15 protein-coding genes and 1 riboswitch are annotated in these 18582 nt (G+C 35.6%); of the genes, 8 read left to right on the forward strand and 7 right to left on the reverse strand.

Annotated elements, in window-relative coordinates; all coding sequences use genetic code 11:
* Window positions 1–346 precede the first annotated feature (346 nt).
* Genes metH through FDO66_RS15510 form a run of 4 tightly spaced genes read right to left on the reverse strand, consistent with a single transcriptional unit; the run spans window position 347 to window position 7932 of the window.
* Entirely contained in the window at window positions 347–3796 is a 3450-nt protein-coding gene (gene metH, locus FDO66_RS15495; RefSeq protein ID WP_141433566.1) for a methionine synthase, read from the reverse strand.
* A complete protein-coding gene (locus FDO66_RS15500) occupies window positions 3789–5642 on the reverse strand; it encodes a bifunctional homocysteine S-methyltransferase/methylenetetrahydrofolate reductase (RefSeq protein ID WP_395939793.1) in 1854 nt (617 codons plus the stop codon). Before FDO66_RS15500 ends, metH begins: the two co-directional genes overlap by 8 nt.
* 5 nt (window positions 5643–5647) lie before the next feature.
* Window positions 5648–6823, reverse strand: coding sequence for a cystathionine beta-lyase (gene metC, locus FDO66_RS15505; RefSeq protein WP_141433568.1), 1176 nt, complete (start codon window positions 6821–6823; stop codon window positions 5648–5650).
* Entirely contained in the window at window positions 6820–7932 is a 1113-nt protein-coding gene (locus FDO66_RS15510) for a methionine biosynthesis PLP-dependent protein (RefSeq protein WP_141433569.1), read from the reverse strand. The genes metC and FDO66_RS15510 overlap by 4 nt, the downstream gene beginning before the upstream one ends.
* A gap of 229 nt (window positions 7933–8161) precedes the next feature.
* Window positions 8162–8280: riboswitch (SAM riboswitch) on the reverse strand.
* A gap of 549 nt (window positions 8281–8829) precedes the next feature.
* On the opposite strand from FDO66_RS15510, the gene FDO66_RS15515 reads away from it, so the two are divergent.
* On the forward strand, window positions 8830–11628 hold the full coding sequence (locus tag FDO66_RS15515) for a 2-oxoglutarate dehydrogenase E1 component (RefSeq protein WP_141433570.1): 2799 nt from the start codon (window positions 8830–8832) through the stop codon (window positions 11626–11628).
* A gap of 208 nt (window positions 11629–11836) precedes the next feature.
* Window positions 11837–13066 (forward strand): dihydrolipoyllysine-residue succinyltransferase, encoded by a 1230-nt coding sequence (sucB, locus tag FDO66_RS15520; protein WP_141433571.1) that lies wholly within the window; start codon window positions 11837–11839, stop codon window positions 13064–13066.
* A 117-nt stretch (window positions 13067–13183) separates the two neighbouring features.
* Here sucB and sda read toward each other — a convergent pair whose 3' ends face one another.
* A complete protein-coding gene (gene sda, locus FDO66_RS15525) occupies window positions 13184–13315 on the reverse strand; it encodes a sporulation histidine kinase inhibitor Sda (RefSeq protein ID WP_141433572.1) in 132 nt (43 codons plus the stop codon).
* Between the two features lie 338 nt (window positions 13316–13653).
* On the opposite strand from sda, the gene FDO66_RS20935 reads away from it, so the two are divergent.
* The 5 genes from FDO66_RS20935 (at window position 13654) to crcB (FDO66_RS15545) (ending at window position 15544) form a co-directional block, all read left to right on the forward strand.
* Entirely contained in the window at window positions 13654–13809 is a 156-nt protein-coding gene (locus tag FDO66_RS20935; RefSeq protein WP_181444603.1) for a hypothetical protein, read from the forward strand.
* 134 nt (window positions 13810–13943) lie between these two features.
* Window positions 13944–14348 carry a gamma-glutamylcyclotransferase family protein gene (locus tag FDO66_RS15530; protein WP_141433573.1) on the forward strand — a complete coding sequence of 135 codons (405 nt, stop codon included), beginning with the start codon at window positions 13944–13946 and terminating at the stop codon, window positions 14346–14348.
* Window positions 14349–14424: 76 nt separating this feature from the next.
* Complete coding sequence (locus FDO66_RS15535) at window positions 14425–14628, forward strand: DUF6501 family protein (protein ID WP_141433574.1); 204 nt, start codon at window positions 14425–14427, stop codon at window positions 14626–14628.
* 159 nt (window positions 14629–14787) lie between these two features.
* Window positions 14788–15192, forward strand: a complete 405-nt coding sequence (gene crcB / locus FDO66_RS15540) for a fluoride efflux transporter CrcB (protein ID WP_181444604.1) — start codon at window positions 14788–14790, stop codon at window positions 15190–15192.
* Window positions 15179–15544, forward strand: coding sequence for a fluoride efflux transporter CrcB (gene crcB, locus FDO66_RS15545; RefSeq protein WP_141433620.1), 366 nt, complete (start codon window positions 15179–15181; stop codon window positions 15542–15544). Before crcB (FDO66_RS15540) ends, crcB (FDO66_RS15545) begins: the two co-directional genes overlap by 14 nt.
* A gap of 118 nt (window positions 15545–15662) precedes the next feature.
* On the opposite strand, the gene yidC is transcribed toward crcB (FDO66_RS15545), so the two are convergent.
* Complete coding sequence (gene yidC / locus FDO66_RS15550) at window positions 15663–16448, reverse strand: membrane protein insertase YidC (protein ID WP_141433576.1); 786 nt, start codon at window positions 16446–16448, stop codon at window positions 15663–15665.
* Window positions 16449–16483: 35 nt separating this feature from the next.
* Window positions 16484–16771: a hypothetical protein gene (locus FDO66_RS15555; protein ID WP_141433577.1), complete on the reverse strand. Its 288-nt coding sequence runs from the start codon at window positions 16769–16771 to the stop codon at window positions 16484–16486.
* 336 nt (window positions 16772–17107) lie between these two features.
* Between FDO66_RS15555 and FDO66_RS15560 the strand changes: the two genes are divergently transcribed.
* Window positions 17108–18577: a nicotinate phosphoribosyltransferase gene (locus tag FDO66_RS15560; protein WP_141433578.1), complete on the forward strand. Its 1470-nt coding sequence runs from the start codon at window positions 17108–17110 to the stop codon at window positions 18575–18577.
* The last annotated feature ends 5 nt before the right edge of the window (window positions 18578–18582 follow it).

The raw sequence follows: 18582 nt of genomic DNA on the forward strand, positions 1-18582 counted from the left end.
GCACAAGCGCTTTGATCAACAGCGACAGACATATGACACAATAAGAGAAAATCCTGATTTATGGAGGATTGAGGCTTACGATCCGAGCGGCTAGGAGATGTAGCTAGACATCAGTCTACCTTCCAGAAACTTAAACTTTCTTGCTTTAAAAAAAGCGCAACTGAAAAATTTTCAGCTGCGCTTTTTATAATTGATAAGAAAGCATTAGTTGAAAGTAGACGAGTGTCTACATTAGTGCCTAGCCCTTGTGAAAAATAACCCTTTGACTCTAAAAGTAAAAAACACTTTTTGAGCTAAATGAACATTTTTCTTCAGGGCTGTGCAAGGGAGGTTCCGCTTTTCTTAATTAAAGTACATTAAAGTATCTTGCCTCTGGATGTGCAAATACCATTGCAGAAACAGATGATTCTGGTTCCATCATAAAACCTTCTGTTAATTCAACACCAATATCTTCTGGTCGAATGAGTTTAAACAATTTTTCCTGGTCTTCCAAATTAGGGCAGGCAGGATAGCCGAATGAAAAGCGTTGCCCTTGATATTTAGCCGCAAATCGATCCTTCATTGTAAATTGAACAGGATCTGGGAAGCCCCATCGATCTCGAATTTGACGGTGAACGAACTCAGCAAAGCCTTCTGCTGTTTCTAAAGCTAAAGAGAGAAGGGCATGGCTTTCTAAAAATTGCCCATTTGCTTTCAGATCTTCAGAGACGTGTCTAACTCTTTTTCCTGCAGTTACGGTAAAAAAGCAAACATAATCCATTTCACCACTATTAACTGGCTTTAGATAGTCAGCTAAGCAGAGGAATGGTGCCTTTTCTTGTCTAGGAAAATCAAAGGTTTCGATAATCTCTTTCGTATTATCTGGGTTATAGATAATGACTTTATTATCTTCAGACTGAGCAGGGAAAAATTGATAGACTGCTTTTGGTGTAATCCAGTCTTTCGTTTTAGCTTCTTCTAATAATTCATTGACGACATTATTTATCTTTATTGCTTTTTCATCCCCAGCTTCAATTAACTGTTGAATTTTCCCTTTTAATCCTAGATGATGACCAATGAGCATTTGTCTATTAATATAAGGCTCAATATGGTCGAGAGAATAGGACTTCAGTAAATGTCTCTTCGTATCCCTCGGGATAAATACAGGGACATTCGTATTAATGGTTGGCTTAGGGATAACAGCAGTAGTCGTTGTTGCTTTTTCAAAAGTTAATGACGCTATATGTTCATGCTTTGCTTGTTGTTCTTTCATTTGAACCTTAAGCTTTTCAACTTCTTCAGGATCTTGAAGCTGATTGGCTAAAGAAAGCCCGTTCATCGCATCTTTTGCATATAATACAAGTCCATCGTATTCTTTTGAAATTTTGGTTTCGGTAAACTTTCTCGAAAGTGCTGCACCACCAACTAAAATAGGAATATCAATTCCAGCTTGCTTCATATCCTGAGCAGTAATAACCATTTGTTGAGCTGATTTAACTAGAAGTCCCGACAAACCAACCATATCAGGTTGTTCTTTTTTAATCGCTTGAACAAGCTCAACAGGAGGGACCTTGATTCCTAAATCGACAACCTTATATCCATTGTTGCTTAAAATGATGTCGACTAGGTTTTTCCCAATATCATGGACATCTCCTTTTACGGTGGCCAGGATAATCTTTCCTTTAGATGCTGATGCATCACCTTTTTCCATATGCGGCTCTAAAAAGGATACTGCTGCTTTCATAACTTCAGCACTTTGCAGTACCTCTGCAACAATTAGTTGATTGTCATTAAAGAGGCGTCCAACTTCCTTCATTCCATCCATTAATGGCCCATTAATGATATCAAGTGGAGAAGAATAAACTTCAAGTGCAGCAGCTAAATCAGCAACTAAGCCTTCTTTTGTTCCTTCAACAACGTAATAGGAGAGACGCTCATCGAGAGTCATATCAGGCATCATACTTTTTTGTTCTTTTTTCTTTCCTCGATAGAACTCAGTAAATTCAGCTAAAGATTCATCTGTTGTTTCAAATAACAGCTTTTCTGCAAGAGCAACTTCATCCTTTGAAATGGACGCAAATCGTTCTAGCTTTTCTGTATTTACAATCGCATAATCAAGACCTGCTTGCGTACAATGATAAAGAAACACTGAATTTAGAATTTCTCTTCCCACAGGAGGGAGGCCAAAAGAAACATTACTGATTCCTAATATGGTTAATACTTTAGGACAAGCATCTTTAATCATGCGTATTCCTTCGACTGTTGCTTTTGCAGAGCCGATATATTGCTCATCACCAGTCCCAACTGGAAAGACTAGCGGATCAAAAATAATATCTTCAGGCTTGATTTTATATTTGTTAACAAGCAAGTCATATGATCTCTTAGCAATTTCGACCTTCTTATCAGCCGTAACACCCATTCCTTTTTCATCAATCGTTCCTACGACGATAGCTGCGCCATATTTGTGTATAAGAGGAATGATCGCTTCAAAACGTTCCTCTCCATCCTCCAGATTGATGGAATTAATGATGGCTTTCCCTTGGGAATAGGATAAAGCCTTCTCAATAACAGCTTCATCTGTGGAATCAATAACAAGCGGTGCTTTAATCTTTTTCCCAACTTCTTTCATAAACGATTCCATATCTTGAATTTCGTTTCGGTCAGGGTCTGCTAAGCATATATCAATGACATGAGCACCACCTTTAACTTGTGCTCTTGCAACTTCAGATGCTTCCTCATATTTTCCTTCACTAATTAATCTTTTAAACTTTCTAGAGCCAATAACATTTGTTCTTTCACCGACCATGATCGGTCTTAGTGTAGGATCATCATAAATGAATGGTTCAATTCCAGACACCATATGATGGTTGTTGATCTCTGCTTTTCTTGGTTCATATTTGTCCATTGCATCTTTGATAGCTTTTATATGAGCAGGGGTTGTTCCGCAGCATCCACCAACTATATTTAGCCATCCTTCAGAGGCAAAGCCAGATAATTTCTCTGCTAGTGATTCAGGTGTCTCATGATATTGGCCTTCTTCATCAGGCAAACCCGCGTTCGGATAGCAGCTGACTGCACTTGTTGCTAAATGTGATAAAGATCGTATGTGATCCTGCATAAATTCCGGTCCAGTCGCACAGTTTAATCCAACTGCAATAGGATTCATATGCTGTACCGAGATATAGAAGGCTTCAATCGATTGCCCAGCTAGTGTTGTTCCCATCGGTTCAATCGTACCTGAAATCATGAGTGGAAGTGTTTTCCCTGTTTTTTCAAATGCACGCTGAATACCAATAAAGCCAGCCTTCACATTCAATAAATCTTGACTTGTTTCAAGCAGAAGAAGGTCCGACTGACCATCAATTAATCCACGTGCTTGCTCCTCATAAGTGTCAATTAGTGCTTCGAAGGTCGTTCCTCCTGTGACACTTAACGTTTTTGTTGTTGGACCCATTGCTCCAGCAACATATCGTGGCCACTCATCAGTGGAGAATTGGTCAACCGCTTTTTTTGCAATGGAGGCTGCAACTTTATTTAATTCATATGCATGCTCTGAAAGTTGATATTCATCTAACACTAGGCTTGTTGCACCGAATGTGTTTGTTTCAATGATATCTGCTCCAGCCTTTAAATACTCCACATGGATGTGTTCAAGGACATCAGGTCTTGTAAAAATTAAATTTTCATTACAGCCTTCATATTGCTCCCCGCCAAAATCTTCAGCAGTTAAATTGGCTTGTTGAAGCATGGTACCCATTGCACCATCCATAATAAGAATTCTCTTTTTCAGTTGTTCCGTTATGGAAGCTTTAGGCATGGATATTCCTCCTCTTACGCGCTTCATGTTGATTTGCATACTTTGAAAGTTCGACTGTTAGCTCATACCGCATAAAAGGGGTAATTAAGTAAATACCATTAAATAATTCAGCCGCTGCATCGATTAAGGATTTTGTAATTTCAATTCCTTCGCGAGCTGCTTGGATTGGATCATCCTTTAATGCACTCATTCGACCACGAATTGAATCTGAAATCTTAATTCCAGGGACCTCATGGTGTAGGAAATCAGCATTCTTGCTGCTAGTTAAAGGCATAAGCCCTAAGTAAATAGGAGCGTTTAAATGCTTTGTTGCTTCATGGATTTCAATGATTTTTTCCTCAGAATAAACTGGCTGAGTGATAAAATAGTCAGCACCATGTTCTAGTTTTTTTTCTAATCGTAAAACGGCTTTATCAATATATTTAACATTCGGATTAAAGGCAGCAGCAACTGAAAAATTCGTTTGTTGTCCCAAATCTTTTCCAGATATAGATTGTCCTTTATTAAGCTGTTTTATCATGGATATTAATTCAAATGATGACATATCATAAACAGATGATGCGCCAGGGAAATCACCAACTCTTGCAGGATCACCAGTAATGGCAAGGATATCATGTAATCCAAGCGTATGAAGTCCCATTAAATGAGATTGTAACCCAATGATATTGCGGTCACGACATGTGATATGAACCAAAGGACGCATGCCAACTTGAGTTTTGACTAAATGACCAAGCGCTGTATTGCAAACCCTTGGAGAGGCTAACGAGTTATCAGCCATCGTAATGGCATCGATCCCCGCTTCCTTTAATGCTTTAGCTCCTTTAAAAAAGCTTGTCGTATCTAATTTTCTAGGCGGATCTAATTCAACAATAACAGAAGGACGTTCCTTAACAATTTCTTGTAAAGAGGGAGCTCCTTGTTTTACCTCTATTATTTTGGTAGATATTTCAATTTTTGGTTGTTTAATTGATTTTTCTATTATAGGCTTTAAACCGCGTAATTCTTCTGCAAATGCCCGTATATGCTCAGGGGTTGTCCCGCAACATCCACCTAATAAACGTATACCTTCTTGCCTAAATTCATTAGCAGATTTTCGAAAATATTCAGCATCGCCTTTATAATGAAATTTCCCATCGGTATAAGCAGGGATACTAGCATTTGGATAAGCAGAGAGAAACGCTTTTTTCGGTAATTGGACCTGTTCCAATGCTTTAAGCATATGATGAGGTCCCAGGCGACAATTTAGCCCAACAACATCTGCACCAATATCTTCTAGACGATTAAATGCAACAGAAAGAGGGGTTTGATCTTGTAAAACACCTGTCTCATGTAGAGAAACTTGTGCGATTAAAGGTAAATCCGTTTCTTTTCTAGCGATGGAAAGTACGGTTTCAAGCTCCTCTAAATCATAAAAGGTTTCAAAGAGAATTCCATCAACACCTTCTAATAGAAGGCAATACAATTGTTCGCGAAAACTTCTTTTAATTTCTTCTATTGTAATAGATTTAGGCTTAATACCACGATTTCCGCCAATCGTGCCTACTACATATGCATTTTTTTCCACTGCTTTTTTGGCAATTTTAACGGCAGCGCTATTGATTTCTTTCACTTGATCCTCTAAACCATACCTTTGCAGCTTTAAATAGTTAGCTGCATAAGTGTTGGTTTGAATTAGTTGTGCTCCGGCATCAACATAAGCTCGATGAATACTTTCAATTCGTTCTGAATGAGAAAGGTTTAATTCTTCGAAGCAGCTATCTTTGCCATACGAATAAAGCAATGTTCCCATTGCTCCATCCGCTATTAAAATTTGATTTTCCATTAATTTAAGGAAACTCACAAACATCATCCTCAGTTGTAAATATAGTTAGTCGAAAGCTTATGATTTAATGCAAGATTAAAATCATGAATCAGATCTTCAGGATTTTCTAATCCGACTGATAGACGGAGTAAAGTGTTTGAAATGCCTCGTTGTTCACGTTCTTCTTGCGGCATTGCAGCATGTGACATTTTTGCTGGATAGGAGAGAATGGTTTCAACCGCTCCTAAGCTCACAGCAAAAACAGGTAATTTTACATTCGAAACGAACGTACGGAAAACTTCTTCATTTATTAGTTCAAAGGAGAAAACGGCTCCAGCACCCTTTGCTTGTGCATTTTGTAATTCGTATTGTGGATGATCCTCTAATCCAGGATAATAAACATTTTTCACTAATGGGTGTTTAGCTAAATATTTAGCTATTTTCAAAGCAGCGTTACTTGAATGATCAAGACGAACATTCAGTGTTTTAATTCCACGCATTACTAGCCAAGCATCTTGGACACCAAGTACAGCTCCAAATGAATTTTGTAAAAAGTAGAGCTTATCTGCCAATTCAGGATCTTTCACAACCGCGAGTCCTGCAAGTACATCACTATGACCTGATAAAAATTTAGTAGCACTATGAAGTACAATATCTGCACCTAATAAAAGAGGCTTTTGCAGGGCAGGAGTTAAAAACGTATTATCGACAAAAGTCCAAGCATTATTTTCTTTTGCGAGTTTACTAATCGCTCTAATATCGGTAACCTTCAATAATGGGTTTGAAGGAGTTTCAACATAAAAAACCTTTGTGTTTGGTTTGATCGCATTTTTTACTTCATCTAAATTTGTCATATCAACAAAGGTATGTTCAATTCCTAATCGTGTCAAAACTTGAGTAACCATTCTAAAGGTTCCGCCGTACACATCTTCAGTGATAACGACATGATCGCCTTGAGATAATAGAAGAAAAGCAGTTGAAATGGCTGCCATACCAGAAGCAAAAGCAAAGCCTCTTGTACCTTCTTCAAGGTCTGCAATCACTTCCTCTAATGCTTCACGAGTAGGATTTAAACTTCTACTATAGTCGTATTTCCCAAATTGATCAATATCTTTTTGATGGAAAGTGGATGCATGCTGGATTGGTACACTAACTGCACCAGTTTCTGGATCAAATTTATATTTATTGTGAAGTAGTTTTGTTTCAAAAGAATAATGTTCACTCATAGTAAAACCTCCTCTTTAACTTTTGCTAAAGCTTGCTCAAGATCTGCTATTAAATCATCTGCATCTTCAATTCCAACGGAGAAGCGTAATAGTCGGTTACAAACGCCTGTTTCGATTCTAACTTCTTCTGGAATATCTGCATGTGTTTGTGTGGCAGGGTAGGTAATAAAGCTTTCAACTCCACCTAAGCTCTCTGCAAATGTGATAAGGGATAAGCTTTGTAAAAACGGATTGACCCATTTTTCATCATTTATTCTAAATGAAAGCATGCCCCCGTTACCTGGATAGAGAACATCCAAAATAGCGTCGTGCTCTGCTAAATATTCTGCAATTTGCTTCGCATTTTTTTCGTGTTGCTTCATGCGAAGAGAAAGAGTTTTCATACCTCTCATTAACAACCAAGAATCAAACGGGCTTAAAACGGCACCAGCCCCATTATGATGAAGGAATAGCTCTTCACAAAGTTCTTTTCCTTTTGCAACGATCAAACCAGCTAACACATCATTATGTCCACCTAAATACTTTGTAGCACTATGGATGACAATATCCGCACCCTGATCGATAGGTTTTTGTAATATTGGAGTATAAAAAGTGTTATCTACAATTAATAGTAAATTGTGCGTTTTTGCAATGGAGCTTACTTTAGAAATATCCGTTTGTTCCATAAGAGGATTAGTCGGAGTTTCAATAAAGATGGCTTTTGTTTTTGGGGTAATTGCTTGTTCTATAGCTTCATAATCACTTGTATTTACGTAGCTACATCGAAGTCCCCACTTTTTATAGCCTTGCTCTAGCAGTCGGTATGTGCCGCCATATAAATCTTTTGAAACAATCCACTCGTCTTCACTTTTAAAAAGGGATAGAATGGTCATAATCGCAGCCATCCCTGAGCTGCAGGCAAAGCCCCGATCCCCATTTTCTAGATCAGCAATAGCATTTTCAAGAATTTCTCTTGTAGGGTTACCGGTTCTAGTATAATCATAACCAGTTGATTGACCAATTCCTTCATGACGATAAGCGGTTGAAAAGTAGACAGGAGGATTTACTGATCCTGTTGTTTTTTCACTTCGGTTTCCAATTTGAGCTAACTTTGTGTCTATTTTGTACATTGACTTTCACTCCTTGATCAATAATCTTTTTTTAATGACTGAGTAACATGCTTTTTTATTCCTATGGATATCTTGCGTACATATAGGAACTTGTCCAATTGTACGTTGAATGAATATATGATCAATATACCCATTCAATAAGGAACTATAGAGCAGTTATGTAGTTTTGTATAAATAAAAAAGTCTCCTTTCCTAAGAAGAAGACTTGGTTAAAATTTATCAGTCATTCTTCTTATCTTCCAAGTTTTCGAAAAACTTGCTGGAATTAGCACCTTTTCAATGATAACTATACCATTGTCGGTTGCTGAGGCGTCACAGGGCCATACCCTCGACCTCTCTTGATAAGAATTCAATTTTTAAATAATTTACTACAATATATCTATAATAGCAATCTTTTTTAATAAAATATACATTTTTTTATTTTCGCACACTGATTTTCTGTTTTTTTCGATAAAAAAATTCGAAGGGAGGTCAAACGGGGAGCTTAATAGAACTACAAAAAGCTCATATCGCTTTCAACGGAATTTTATTAAAATAATTTACAAACTCTTCATATAATAATGCCAGTAGCTTCATTAATCCGATATAAACTATATGTAGTCTGTTGGCAGAAATTCTAGTTGAATCCTGCTATGGATCAATCAAATTTATTATCCGATTTGGTTCAAATTTTAGGAGGTTATTTTTTCTATTTAAAGAAAAAATGAATTTACATTTAATTGTGTATTTTCTTTGTCGATCATCTGGAAGAGTGTTAAAATAATAAATGTAAACGGTTAAATTTTTTATTTACCGGATTAAGATATTTGTGTTACATAAGTATAAAGAAGGGGCATATGTAGAAAGGGGAACAAATACAATGGATATGGAATATTTCCATTATGGGGAGGAAATTTCATGGTGAATTCAGCTACGAAAGATTTTTTTGGACCCAATCTAGGCTATGTTGTTGAATTATATGATAAATATTTAGAAAATCCTCAATCTGTAGATGAGGATATGCGTAGTTATTTCCAAAAATGGGGATCCCCAATAAAAAAGAGTGAAGTGAATGCCCATTCAAAAGCCTCGCCTCAGCAATTGGAAAAAGTTGTTTCTGCTATTAAATTAGCGAATAAAATTAGAGCATATGGTCATCAAGCAGCAAATATTTATCCTTTACACGATCATAAACCGGAATTTGAGTTATTTGAACTAGAAAAGTATGATTTATCAAAGGAAGATTTACTGCTTATTCCAGCAGAGATTATTTGCCCTACAACTCCAGAACATGTAACGAATGGGCTTGAAGCAATTGAGTATTTAAAGACAGTATACACAAAGACGATCGCTTTTGAATTTCTTCATGTAAATGATGTGGACGAAAAGAACTGGCTCCAAAACATTGTTGAATCTGGTAGTCTATTAACGTCCTTTTCGACTGAAAAAAAAATTAAACTTTTAAAAAGGCTGACGGAGATAGAAAATTTTGAATTGTTTCTGCACAAAACCTTCGTAGGTCAAAAAAGGTTTTCCATAGAAGGGTTAGAGACCCTTGTTCCACTACTTGATGAAGTGATCTCAGAATCTGTCAAGAATGGGGCAAAAACGATCAATATTGGCATGGCACATAGAGGAAGACTAAATGTCCTTGCTCATGTATTAGAAAAGCCGTATGAAATGATTTTTGCAGAATTTCAACATGCACCTAATAAAGAATTAGTTCCTTCAGAAGGGTCAATTGGAATAAATTTTGGCTGGACAGGTGATGTAAAATATCATCTAGGACTTGATCGACAATTAAATGGAGAAAGTACAAAGAAAGTTAGAATTACGCTTGCAAATAATCCAAGCCATTTGGAGTTTGTTGGATCTGTGGTAGAAGGGTTTACAAGAGCTGCTCAAGACGATCGTTCGCAAGCTGGATATCCAAATGAAGATCAAAAAACTGCTTTGGCTATTTTAATTCACGGTGATGCAGCCTTCCCTGGTCAAGGAGTCGTCGCAGAAACTTTAAACCTTAGCAGGCTAATTGGTTACAGAACTGGAGGAACAATCCACGTTATTGCCAATAACTCAATCGGTTTTACGACTGAATCTTATGATTCTCGATCAACTAGATATGCAAGTGATTTAGCAAAAGGGTTTGAGATCCCAATTCTTCACGTTAATGCAGATGATCCAGAGGCTTGTATTAAGGCAGCAGAGCTAGCATATGAGTACCGAGCTAAATTTAATAAGGACTTTTTAATTGATTTGATCGGGTACCGCCGATTTGGGCATAACGAAATGGATGAACCGATGACCACCAATCCATTAATGTATAGTATTATTCATCAGCATCCAACTGTCAAGACACTTTATAGTGAAAAGCTTCAAGAAGAAGGGATTACAACTGAAGCATTTATAGCAAATGTTGAACATTCTGTTTATCAAAAGCTGCAAGCAGCATACGAAAAAGTTGACCATAAAACGAAGGATGCGTATGTAAATAATCCTCCCTTGATTGTTGAACATGGGATTACTAGTGTGGATACCTCGGTTCCGTTGCCTGAGCTGATAAAATTAAATGATGAGCTGCTTGCGTGGCCAGACCGTTTTAACATTTTTCCTAAGCTAGCAAAAATACTTAACCGCAGAAAAAAAGCATTTGACCAGAATGGAACTATTGATTGGGGATTAGCTGAAACATTGGCATTTGGAACGATCTTAAAGGATGGAACTCCTATTCGTTTATCAGGGCAGGATTCAGAAAGAGGAACCTTTGCACAGAGAAACATTATCTTACACGATATAAAAACAGGAGAGGCTTTCTCTCCTTTACATCAGCTTTCTAATGTAAATGTTTCCTTTGCAGTTCATAATAGCCCGTTATCTGAGTGCTCGGTTCTTGGGTTCGAATACGGCTATAATGTATTTGCACCTGAAACCCTTGTTATTTGGGAAGCACAGTATGGAGATTTTGCAAACGCAGCACAAATCATGTTTGATCAATTTATAGCAGCTGGAAGAGCAAAATGGGGACAAAAATCAGGGTTAGTCATGCTGCTTCCTCATGGCTATGAAGGACAAGGACCTGAACACTCAAGTGGAAGGGTGGAGCGTTTTTTAATATTAGCAGCTGAAAATAATTGGACGGTAGCGAATTTAACAACTGCAGCTCAATACTTTCACATTTTACGGAGACAAGCCGCAATATTAACTAAAGAAGAGGTTCGTCCTCTCGTTATTATGACTCCAAAGAGTCTTTTAAGAAATCCACTTGTTTCATCGACAGGTAAAGAATTAAGTGAAGAAAAATTTAAATTAGTACTTGAACATCAAGGACTAGGTAAAGAATATAATAGAGTAGAAAGAATTATTTTATGTTCCGGGAAAATTGCGATCGATTTGCAAGAAAAGTTAGAACAAATAAATGACTATTCTTGGCTCCATATTTTAAGAATAGAACAAATCTATCCATTTCCGTTAGATAAAATCACTGAAATTTTCAATCGATATCCGAACGTAAAAGAAATTGTTTGGGTTCAGGAAGAGCCGAAAAACATGGGTGTTTGGAATTTTGTTGAACCAAGATTAAAATATTTAGCTCCAAAAGGAGCAGAGGTATCTTATATCGGACGACGACGAAGATCCAGCCCGGCAGAAGGAGATCCACTCGTGCACAAAAAAGATCAATTGAGAATCGTTAGAGAAGCATTAACTCGGAGTAAGTGAGTAAATTCGCTTTAATAGTGAGAAGCGTTAATAAATAAGGTGGAGAGCTTTATCCACCTTATCCTAAGCTTATGATTAAAAAAGAGAAAATGCTCAGACTTTGTCGTGCAATTGGGAGCAATCAGAGTATGACTAGACTAACAAGTCAGTCAAAACGGTCATCTTAATTCATACTTATCCTTGCCTATAATAAAGGGGGAAAATGACGTTGTCAGAAATTAAAGTTCCGGAATTAGCTGAATCGATTACAGAAGGGACAGTGGCACATTGGTTAAAAAAAACCGGAGAGTTTGTTCAAAAGGGAGACTACATTGTTGAGTTAGAAACAGACAAGGTAAATGTAGAAATTATCTCTGAAGAAACAGGCGTACTCAAAGAATTAAAAGCAGCAGAAGGAGATATCGTTAAGGTGGGTGAAACAATCGCGATTGTTGATGAAAAAGTAAATCCTATCGAAAATCGAATAGAGACTCCTGTAATTGAACAAAATATTCAAATTGAAAAACCTCAATTAGAAAATGTAAAGCCCGAAACAGAAAAAGTTCATCGGAAGGTTGCATCTCCAGCTGCTCGAAAGATGGCAAGAGAAAAAGGGATTGATTTAAATCAGATTCCGACTATGGATCCACTAGGGAGAGTTCGTGTTCAAGATGTTACATCATATCAAAATACACAAGAAACGAAATTGAGTCCTGTACCTGTTTCTCAGGAAGTCGCGTTGATTGAAGAGAATGAGAAACCAACTCAAAGAATACGAATGACTAGAAGGCGACAAACGATTGCTAATAGATTATTAGAGGTAAAACAAACCACTGCCATGTTAACTACCTTTAATGAAGTTGACATGACAAACGTTATGAATCTTCGTAAACGGAGAAAAGATCAATTTTTCGAAGAAAATAATGTAAAGCTTGGTTATATGTCTTTCTTCACAAAGGCTGTTGTTGCTGCGTTAAAGAAAGCACCGTTATTAAATGCTGAAATACAAGGTGATGAAATAGTTCTTAAAAAGTATTATGACATCGGAATTGCCGTTTCAACGGATGACGGACTGATTGTACCAGTTGTTCGTGATTGTGAACGGAAAAACTTTGCTGAAATTGAATCAGAAATTATGGATTTGGCTAACAAAGCCCGCTCCAACAAGCTCTCTCTAAAAGATCTACAAGGAGGGACGTTCACCATTACAAATGGAGGGATATTTGGTTCTTTATTATCAACTCCGATTCTTAATGGACCACAGGTTGGTATTTTAGGAATGCATAGTATACAGCTTCGTCCAGTTGCGATCGATAAAGAAAAAATGGAAAACCGTCCCATGATGTATATAGCACTATCCTATGATCATCGAATTGTGGATGGAAAAGAAGCTGTCACTTTCCTTAAACGCGTTAAAGAATTAATTGAAGATCCAGAATCCTTATTATTTGAAGCTTAAAGAAGAAAAGAGGAGGCGCCACCATTCTTATCGTAAATAAAAGACAGATTGAAAGTGATTCAATCTGTCTTTTATTTCATACTCTTCATTCGTTTTCTTTGTGATCGGCAGAAAAATTTAATCTTTAATCGCTTTTAATCCTCGTCTTTTTATTTCCCCTTTTAATATTCGAACCCATTCCTTTTCCTTATCAGACTTCAATGCATCACGATACGAGACAACCAACTGTTCATTACTCATAATTTTCATTTTGCAGTCCTCCTAATAAATTAAATGGATTGAATATTCTTACTTTTCATTATTTTAATGCTTTTTTCGAGCTTTGAAAACCCGAAAGGACAAAAAAGTGTAAAATGAGTCTTTTGAATGGTTATAAGCTTTAGGCATTCCACGATCTTGAAAATATTCAAGACTAAATAACCTATTTATTGAAATCTTATATTCGTTTACTTATAAAATTTAAGAATAAGAAAAATCAGTACGTTTTTTTCTCATTCAAAAGATGTAGATGAAATCCTACATCATGCCAATGTGTTCATCTCTTTTCTTTTCTACAATAAAGAAAAAGGAATGAGAGGAGAAATATCATGTTCGATCAAATGTATGTGCTTGAAAATTTACAACAAGAAAATCTGAAAAAATTACAAAAAATTTATGTGGATGAGGAGATGAAAGAAGGAAATAAAACAAAAATAATATGTACAATTCCATTTGTTAAAAATTTAAACATATGCAAATGTTAATTTATGTTGATAACTTTCATAGCAAAATGAATATATATCCTTAAACCGAATTTAAGTCACTGTTCTAACTTACTGGACTGATTTCATGATAATATCGAAGCATATGGAAGAAGTTTTCGCAGGAGGAAAAAACGATGGCTGATTCAATCCATGTTTTTGTATATGGAACATTGAGAAGAGGAGAAAAAAACCATTATTTAATGAGTGGATGCACCTGCATAGCAGAAGAAGCTTATATTGATGGTAAATTGTATGATTCTAGATTCGGTTACCCATTTTTAACGACTAGTTCTGGAATAAGGGTATATGGAGAGTTGTATAATGTACCGATCGAAAAATTACCTTTTTTGGATGAATTAGAGGATTATACTCCCAATAGGGAAGATAATCTTTATGAAAGGGTGGTACATCCGATTTATATTGGACAAGCAACTGTCCAAGCTTACGTATATATTTCCAATCGTCCTGATTTACACGGTACTTTAATTGAATCAGGCGATTGGAAGCAATACAATGCAAATAAAGAAAAATCAAGTTAATCCCCTTAAAAATAATAAAAGGTTGAGGGTTCCGCTTCCATTCATTATACTAATAGAGAAAAAAGGAGGGAAAGAAATGATACATAAAGTTTGGGACCAGAAAGAAACTGGGAAAAAAGTACAGTGTGTTCATACGAATGCTAAAAAATATATCGTCAATCATGCCTTAACAGAAGGTAAATTTTATGATGTAAAAAATGAAACAGAAGAGTTTTACTTTGTTATTGATAATACTGGTAAAGTTGGCGGATTTTATAAAGATTATTTTAAACTGGTTTAAAGTATCTTTTTTTAGTGAGGGGTATTTATCCCATGTAAAATATAATAAGCATTTGTTTCAAAAAAGGATAACTTTTAATTGAGGCAAATGTTTTTTATTTTTGTTTTTATTAGTGAAAAGCAAGAAGAAAGTATGTAACTTCACGTAAGGATGATTAATATGTCGACATATGTATACATTGGATTAGGCGGCATTGTAGGAAGCTTGCTAAGATTCTTAGTTTCTACACTATGTGTTTTATTATGGGGAAATCAATTTCCAATTGGAACCTTGATTGTAAACTTAATTGGTGCCTTTATTCTAGGATGGTTAACAAAAGGAGTTTTTTCTAGGAAAAGCTTTGATCCTAGGATGAGTGCTGCAATTGGTACAGGAATAATAGGTTCCTTTACAACGCTTTCTACTTTAAGCATGGATATGATAAAACTGGTTGATCAAGGCTTTTTCCAAAAAGCAGTTTTTTACATGTTCATTAGTTTATTTGGAGGGCTGCTTGCTGCAAGTAGTGGCTACTTTTTAGGTGAAAAGCAACTGGAGAGGGCAAATGAACATGATAGGGCTTAATTGGTTATTGGTTGCTGTGGGCGGGTTTTTTGGTGCTATTTGCCGCTATGCCATTATCAATTTCATAAAAAATGTACACCATTCCTCATTTCCGCTTGGTACATTATGTGTAAATCTATCTGGTTCGTTTTTATTAGGTATATTAAATGGAATGATGTTAAATCATTATTTTATGTCTTTTCTTGGAATTGGTTTTATGGGTGCTTTTACAACCTTTTCAACTTTCAAGCTGGAAACAGTCCAATTAATTGTAGATCGCCACTATTTTGCCGTTATAAATTTACTACTGACTTACATAGCTGGAATTGGATTTGCTTATCTAGGAATTATCTTAGGAAAGATAATCATTTAAGTTTCTTTTACTAAATCCTATGTTTATTAAGTCATTTTCTCTATAAACATGAAAAAACTCCAGAAAGTTTGCTCTCTGGAGTTTAACAGGGGTTAAAAACATCTTAAGGTATTCTAATTTAATTCTTTTGAACCTTTACGTTAGATACTTGCACTGGAATTTGATACAATTTTTTACCTAACAAGGATTGGAGGATTAAAAAGATCCCCCCAACTGTCCAATAGAGTGGCAATGCGGCTGGTGCATTTAAAGATACCATAACAATCATAATGGGAGATATAAGCCCCATAAATTTCATTTGTTTTTGCTGTTCATCTGTTAAATTAGATTGTGATACTTTAAATTGAAGGTAATAGACAATCCCAGCAATCGCTGTAATCCAAATATCAGAATGACCTAAGTTAAACCAAAGAAATGAATGGCTTGCAATTTCTGCTGATCCTCGAATGGCATAATAAAAACCCATTAATATAGGCATCTGTATCAACATAGGTAAACATCCCATATTGAGTGGGTTCACACCGTGTTCCTTATACAGTCCCATCATTTCTTGCTGAAGCTTTTGTTTTTCAGCAGTTTCTTTTGCGTTCTTTAATTTCTTTTGGATACGATCCATTTCTGGTTTTATTTTTTCCATTTTTTCTTTCATTTCTTGCTGCTTTTTGTATTGCTTTAGCATAAATGGCATTAATACTAGGCGAATGACCAATGTGATTGCGATAATCGCAAGTCCATAGCTGCCATGGAAGAATACAGCTGTTTCATGAATGATATGTGTAAATGGTAAGACAAAAGTATGATGAAACCATCCTGTATTTTGACCGCTCTGGGAAGAACAGGCCGTTAAGAGAATGGCACTAATGGACAGCATAAGCAAAAGCAAAAAATTTTTTGATTGTTTCATTTTAATTTCCTCCTAATTTCATTGATTCATTTTTTTTAGCAGTAGGAGGAAATAGGGTCTTCCGAATCATCTCTAGACGCTTCTTTTCGGCGTATATATTTTGAAATCCAGTGAAGAATTGGGTTTCTTATTAACTGCCTTTTTACAAGAAGTGTCGTTTCAATAGACTGAATGTTAACATCAGTGGATTCATACAGCGAATGGAAGATCGTATATTCAACCTTCCAAACCCATAAAAACTTAACAACAAGTCCAAGAAATAACGTCATATATACAGTATAGTAATTTGTTATATCATTTGCTTCTAATAAAAATTCTAGCATTTTTTTTACACCTCAGATGATAAAATTATAATCGAATTTGAGTTAATAAGCAATTTACTTCACTTACAGTATCATTCCTATGTAGAAAGCATGAAAAAAAGAATTGTGTACATAGATTGTCAAAAAGTATATGAAATAAGAGTCTGTTCATATAATCGATCTTCATAGTTCATGCTAAAACAAAGGCCCTCAAAAATTTCCTACAAGAGACTTTAAAAAATAGATTGGAAAAATTGGTTGAAAGATGGATTTTCTTCATTTTTTATCTATAATGTAGAATAAAGGTAATCTGTGGATATTCTAAACAAAGATTTGCAAAAGACTTGGGAGGACAAAATGAACTATAGCTCCAACGATGACAGCTTAGCTTTACATACAGATTTATATCAAATAAATATGGCAGAAACATATTGGGAGGACGGTATTCAAGATCGTAAAGCTGTTTTTGAAATATACTTTCGCCATCTTCCATTTAAAAATGGATATGCTGTATTTGCAGGTTTAGAAAGAATTGTTCAATATATTCAAAACTTTTATTTTACTGAAAACGATATTGAGTATTTAAGAAAGGAAGTAGGCTTTCAAGAAGATTTTCTAGCTTACTTAAAAAATATTCGATTCACAGGCACCATTCGATCTGTGAAGGAAGGTGAATTGGTATTTGCTAATGAGCCTCTTATTCAAGTTGAAGCTCCTCTTGTTGAAGCGCAATTAATAGAGACAGCCTTATTAAATATTATTAATTATCAAACGTTAATAGCGACAAAAGCATCAAGGATAAAACAAGTAATTGGTCATGATGTTGGAATGGAATTTGGAAGCAGGAGGGCTCATGAGCTAGATGCAGCAATATGGGGAACTAGAGCTGCTTTTATTGGAGGTTTTTCTGCAACTTCCAATGTTAGAGCTGGAAAAGTATTTAATATTCCAGTCGCTGGAACACATGCACATTCCTTAATACAAGCATATCGTGATGAATATACAGCCTTTTGCAAATATGCTAAAAGACATCGAGACTGTGTTTTTTTAGTAGACACGTATGATACATTGAAATCAGGTGTTCCTAATGCTATTAAAGTAGCAAAAGAGTTAGGAAATAGGATCCATTTTAAGGGAATACGTTTAGATAGTGGCGATTTAGCTTATCTATCTAAGGAAGCTAGAATCATGTTGGATGACGCTGGTTTTCCTGAAACAAAAATAATTGCGTCAAATGATTTAGATGAATACACAATTATGAATTTAAAGTCACAAGGAGCTAAAATTGATGTTTGGGGTATTGGAACAAAATTAATTACAGCTTACGATCAAGCTGCTTTAGGGGCAGTATATAAGCTTGTTTCGATTGAAAATGAACACGGACAAATGATTGATACAATCAAAATTAGTGGAAATCCTGAAAAAGTAACAACACCAGGCTTAAAAAAAGTTTATCGAATCATTAATAGAGATAGCCAAAAAGCGGAAGGCGATTATATCGCATTAAAGGATGAAAAGCCGGCAGAAGAAGAACAATTAAAAATGTTTCATCCAATTCATACTTATTTGAGTAAAAATGTAACAAATTATGAGGCAATAAATCTTCACCATGATATTATTGTAAATGGAAAGATAAAGTATCAATTACCTAGTATTTGGGAAATTCAACATTATGCAAACGAAAGTTTACATGTTTTATGGGATGAATATAAACGTTTATTAAATCCTGCTGAATATCCTGTTGATTTAAGTCCATTATGTTGGGAAAATAAAATAAGAAACATGGAAAACGTAAAGCAACGAATAAAAAAACTTAATCATGATTAATTCAT

The sequence above is a fragment of the Bacillus sp. 03113 genome (genome assembly GCF_006546985.1).
Taxonomy (GTDB): domain Bacteria; phylum Bacillota; class Bacilli; order Bacillales; family Cytobacillaceae; genus VATK01.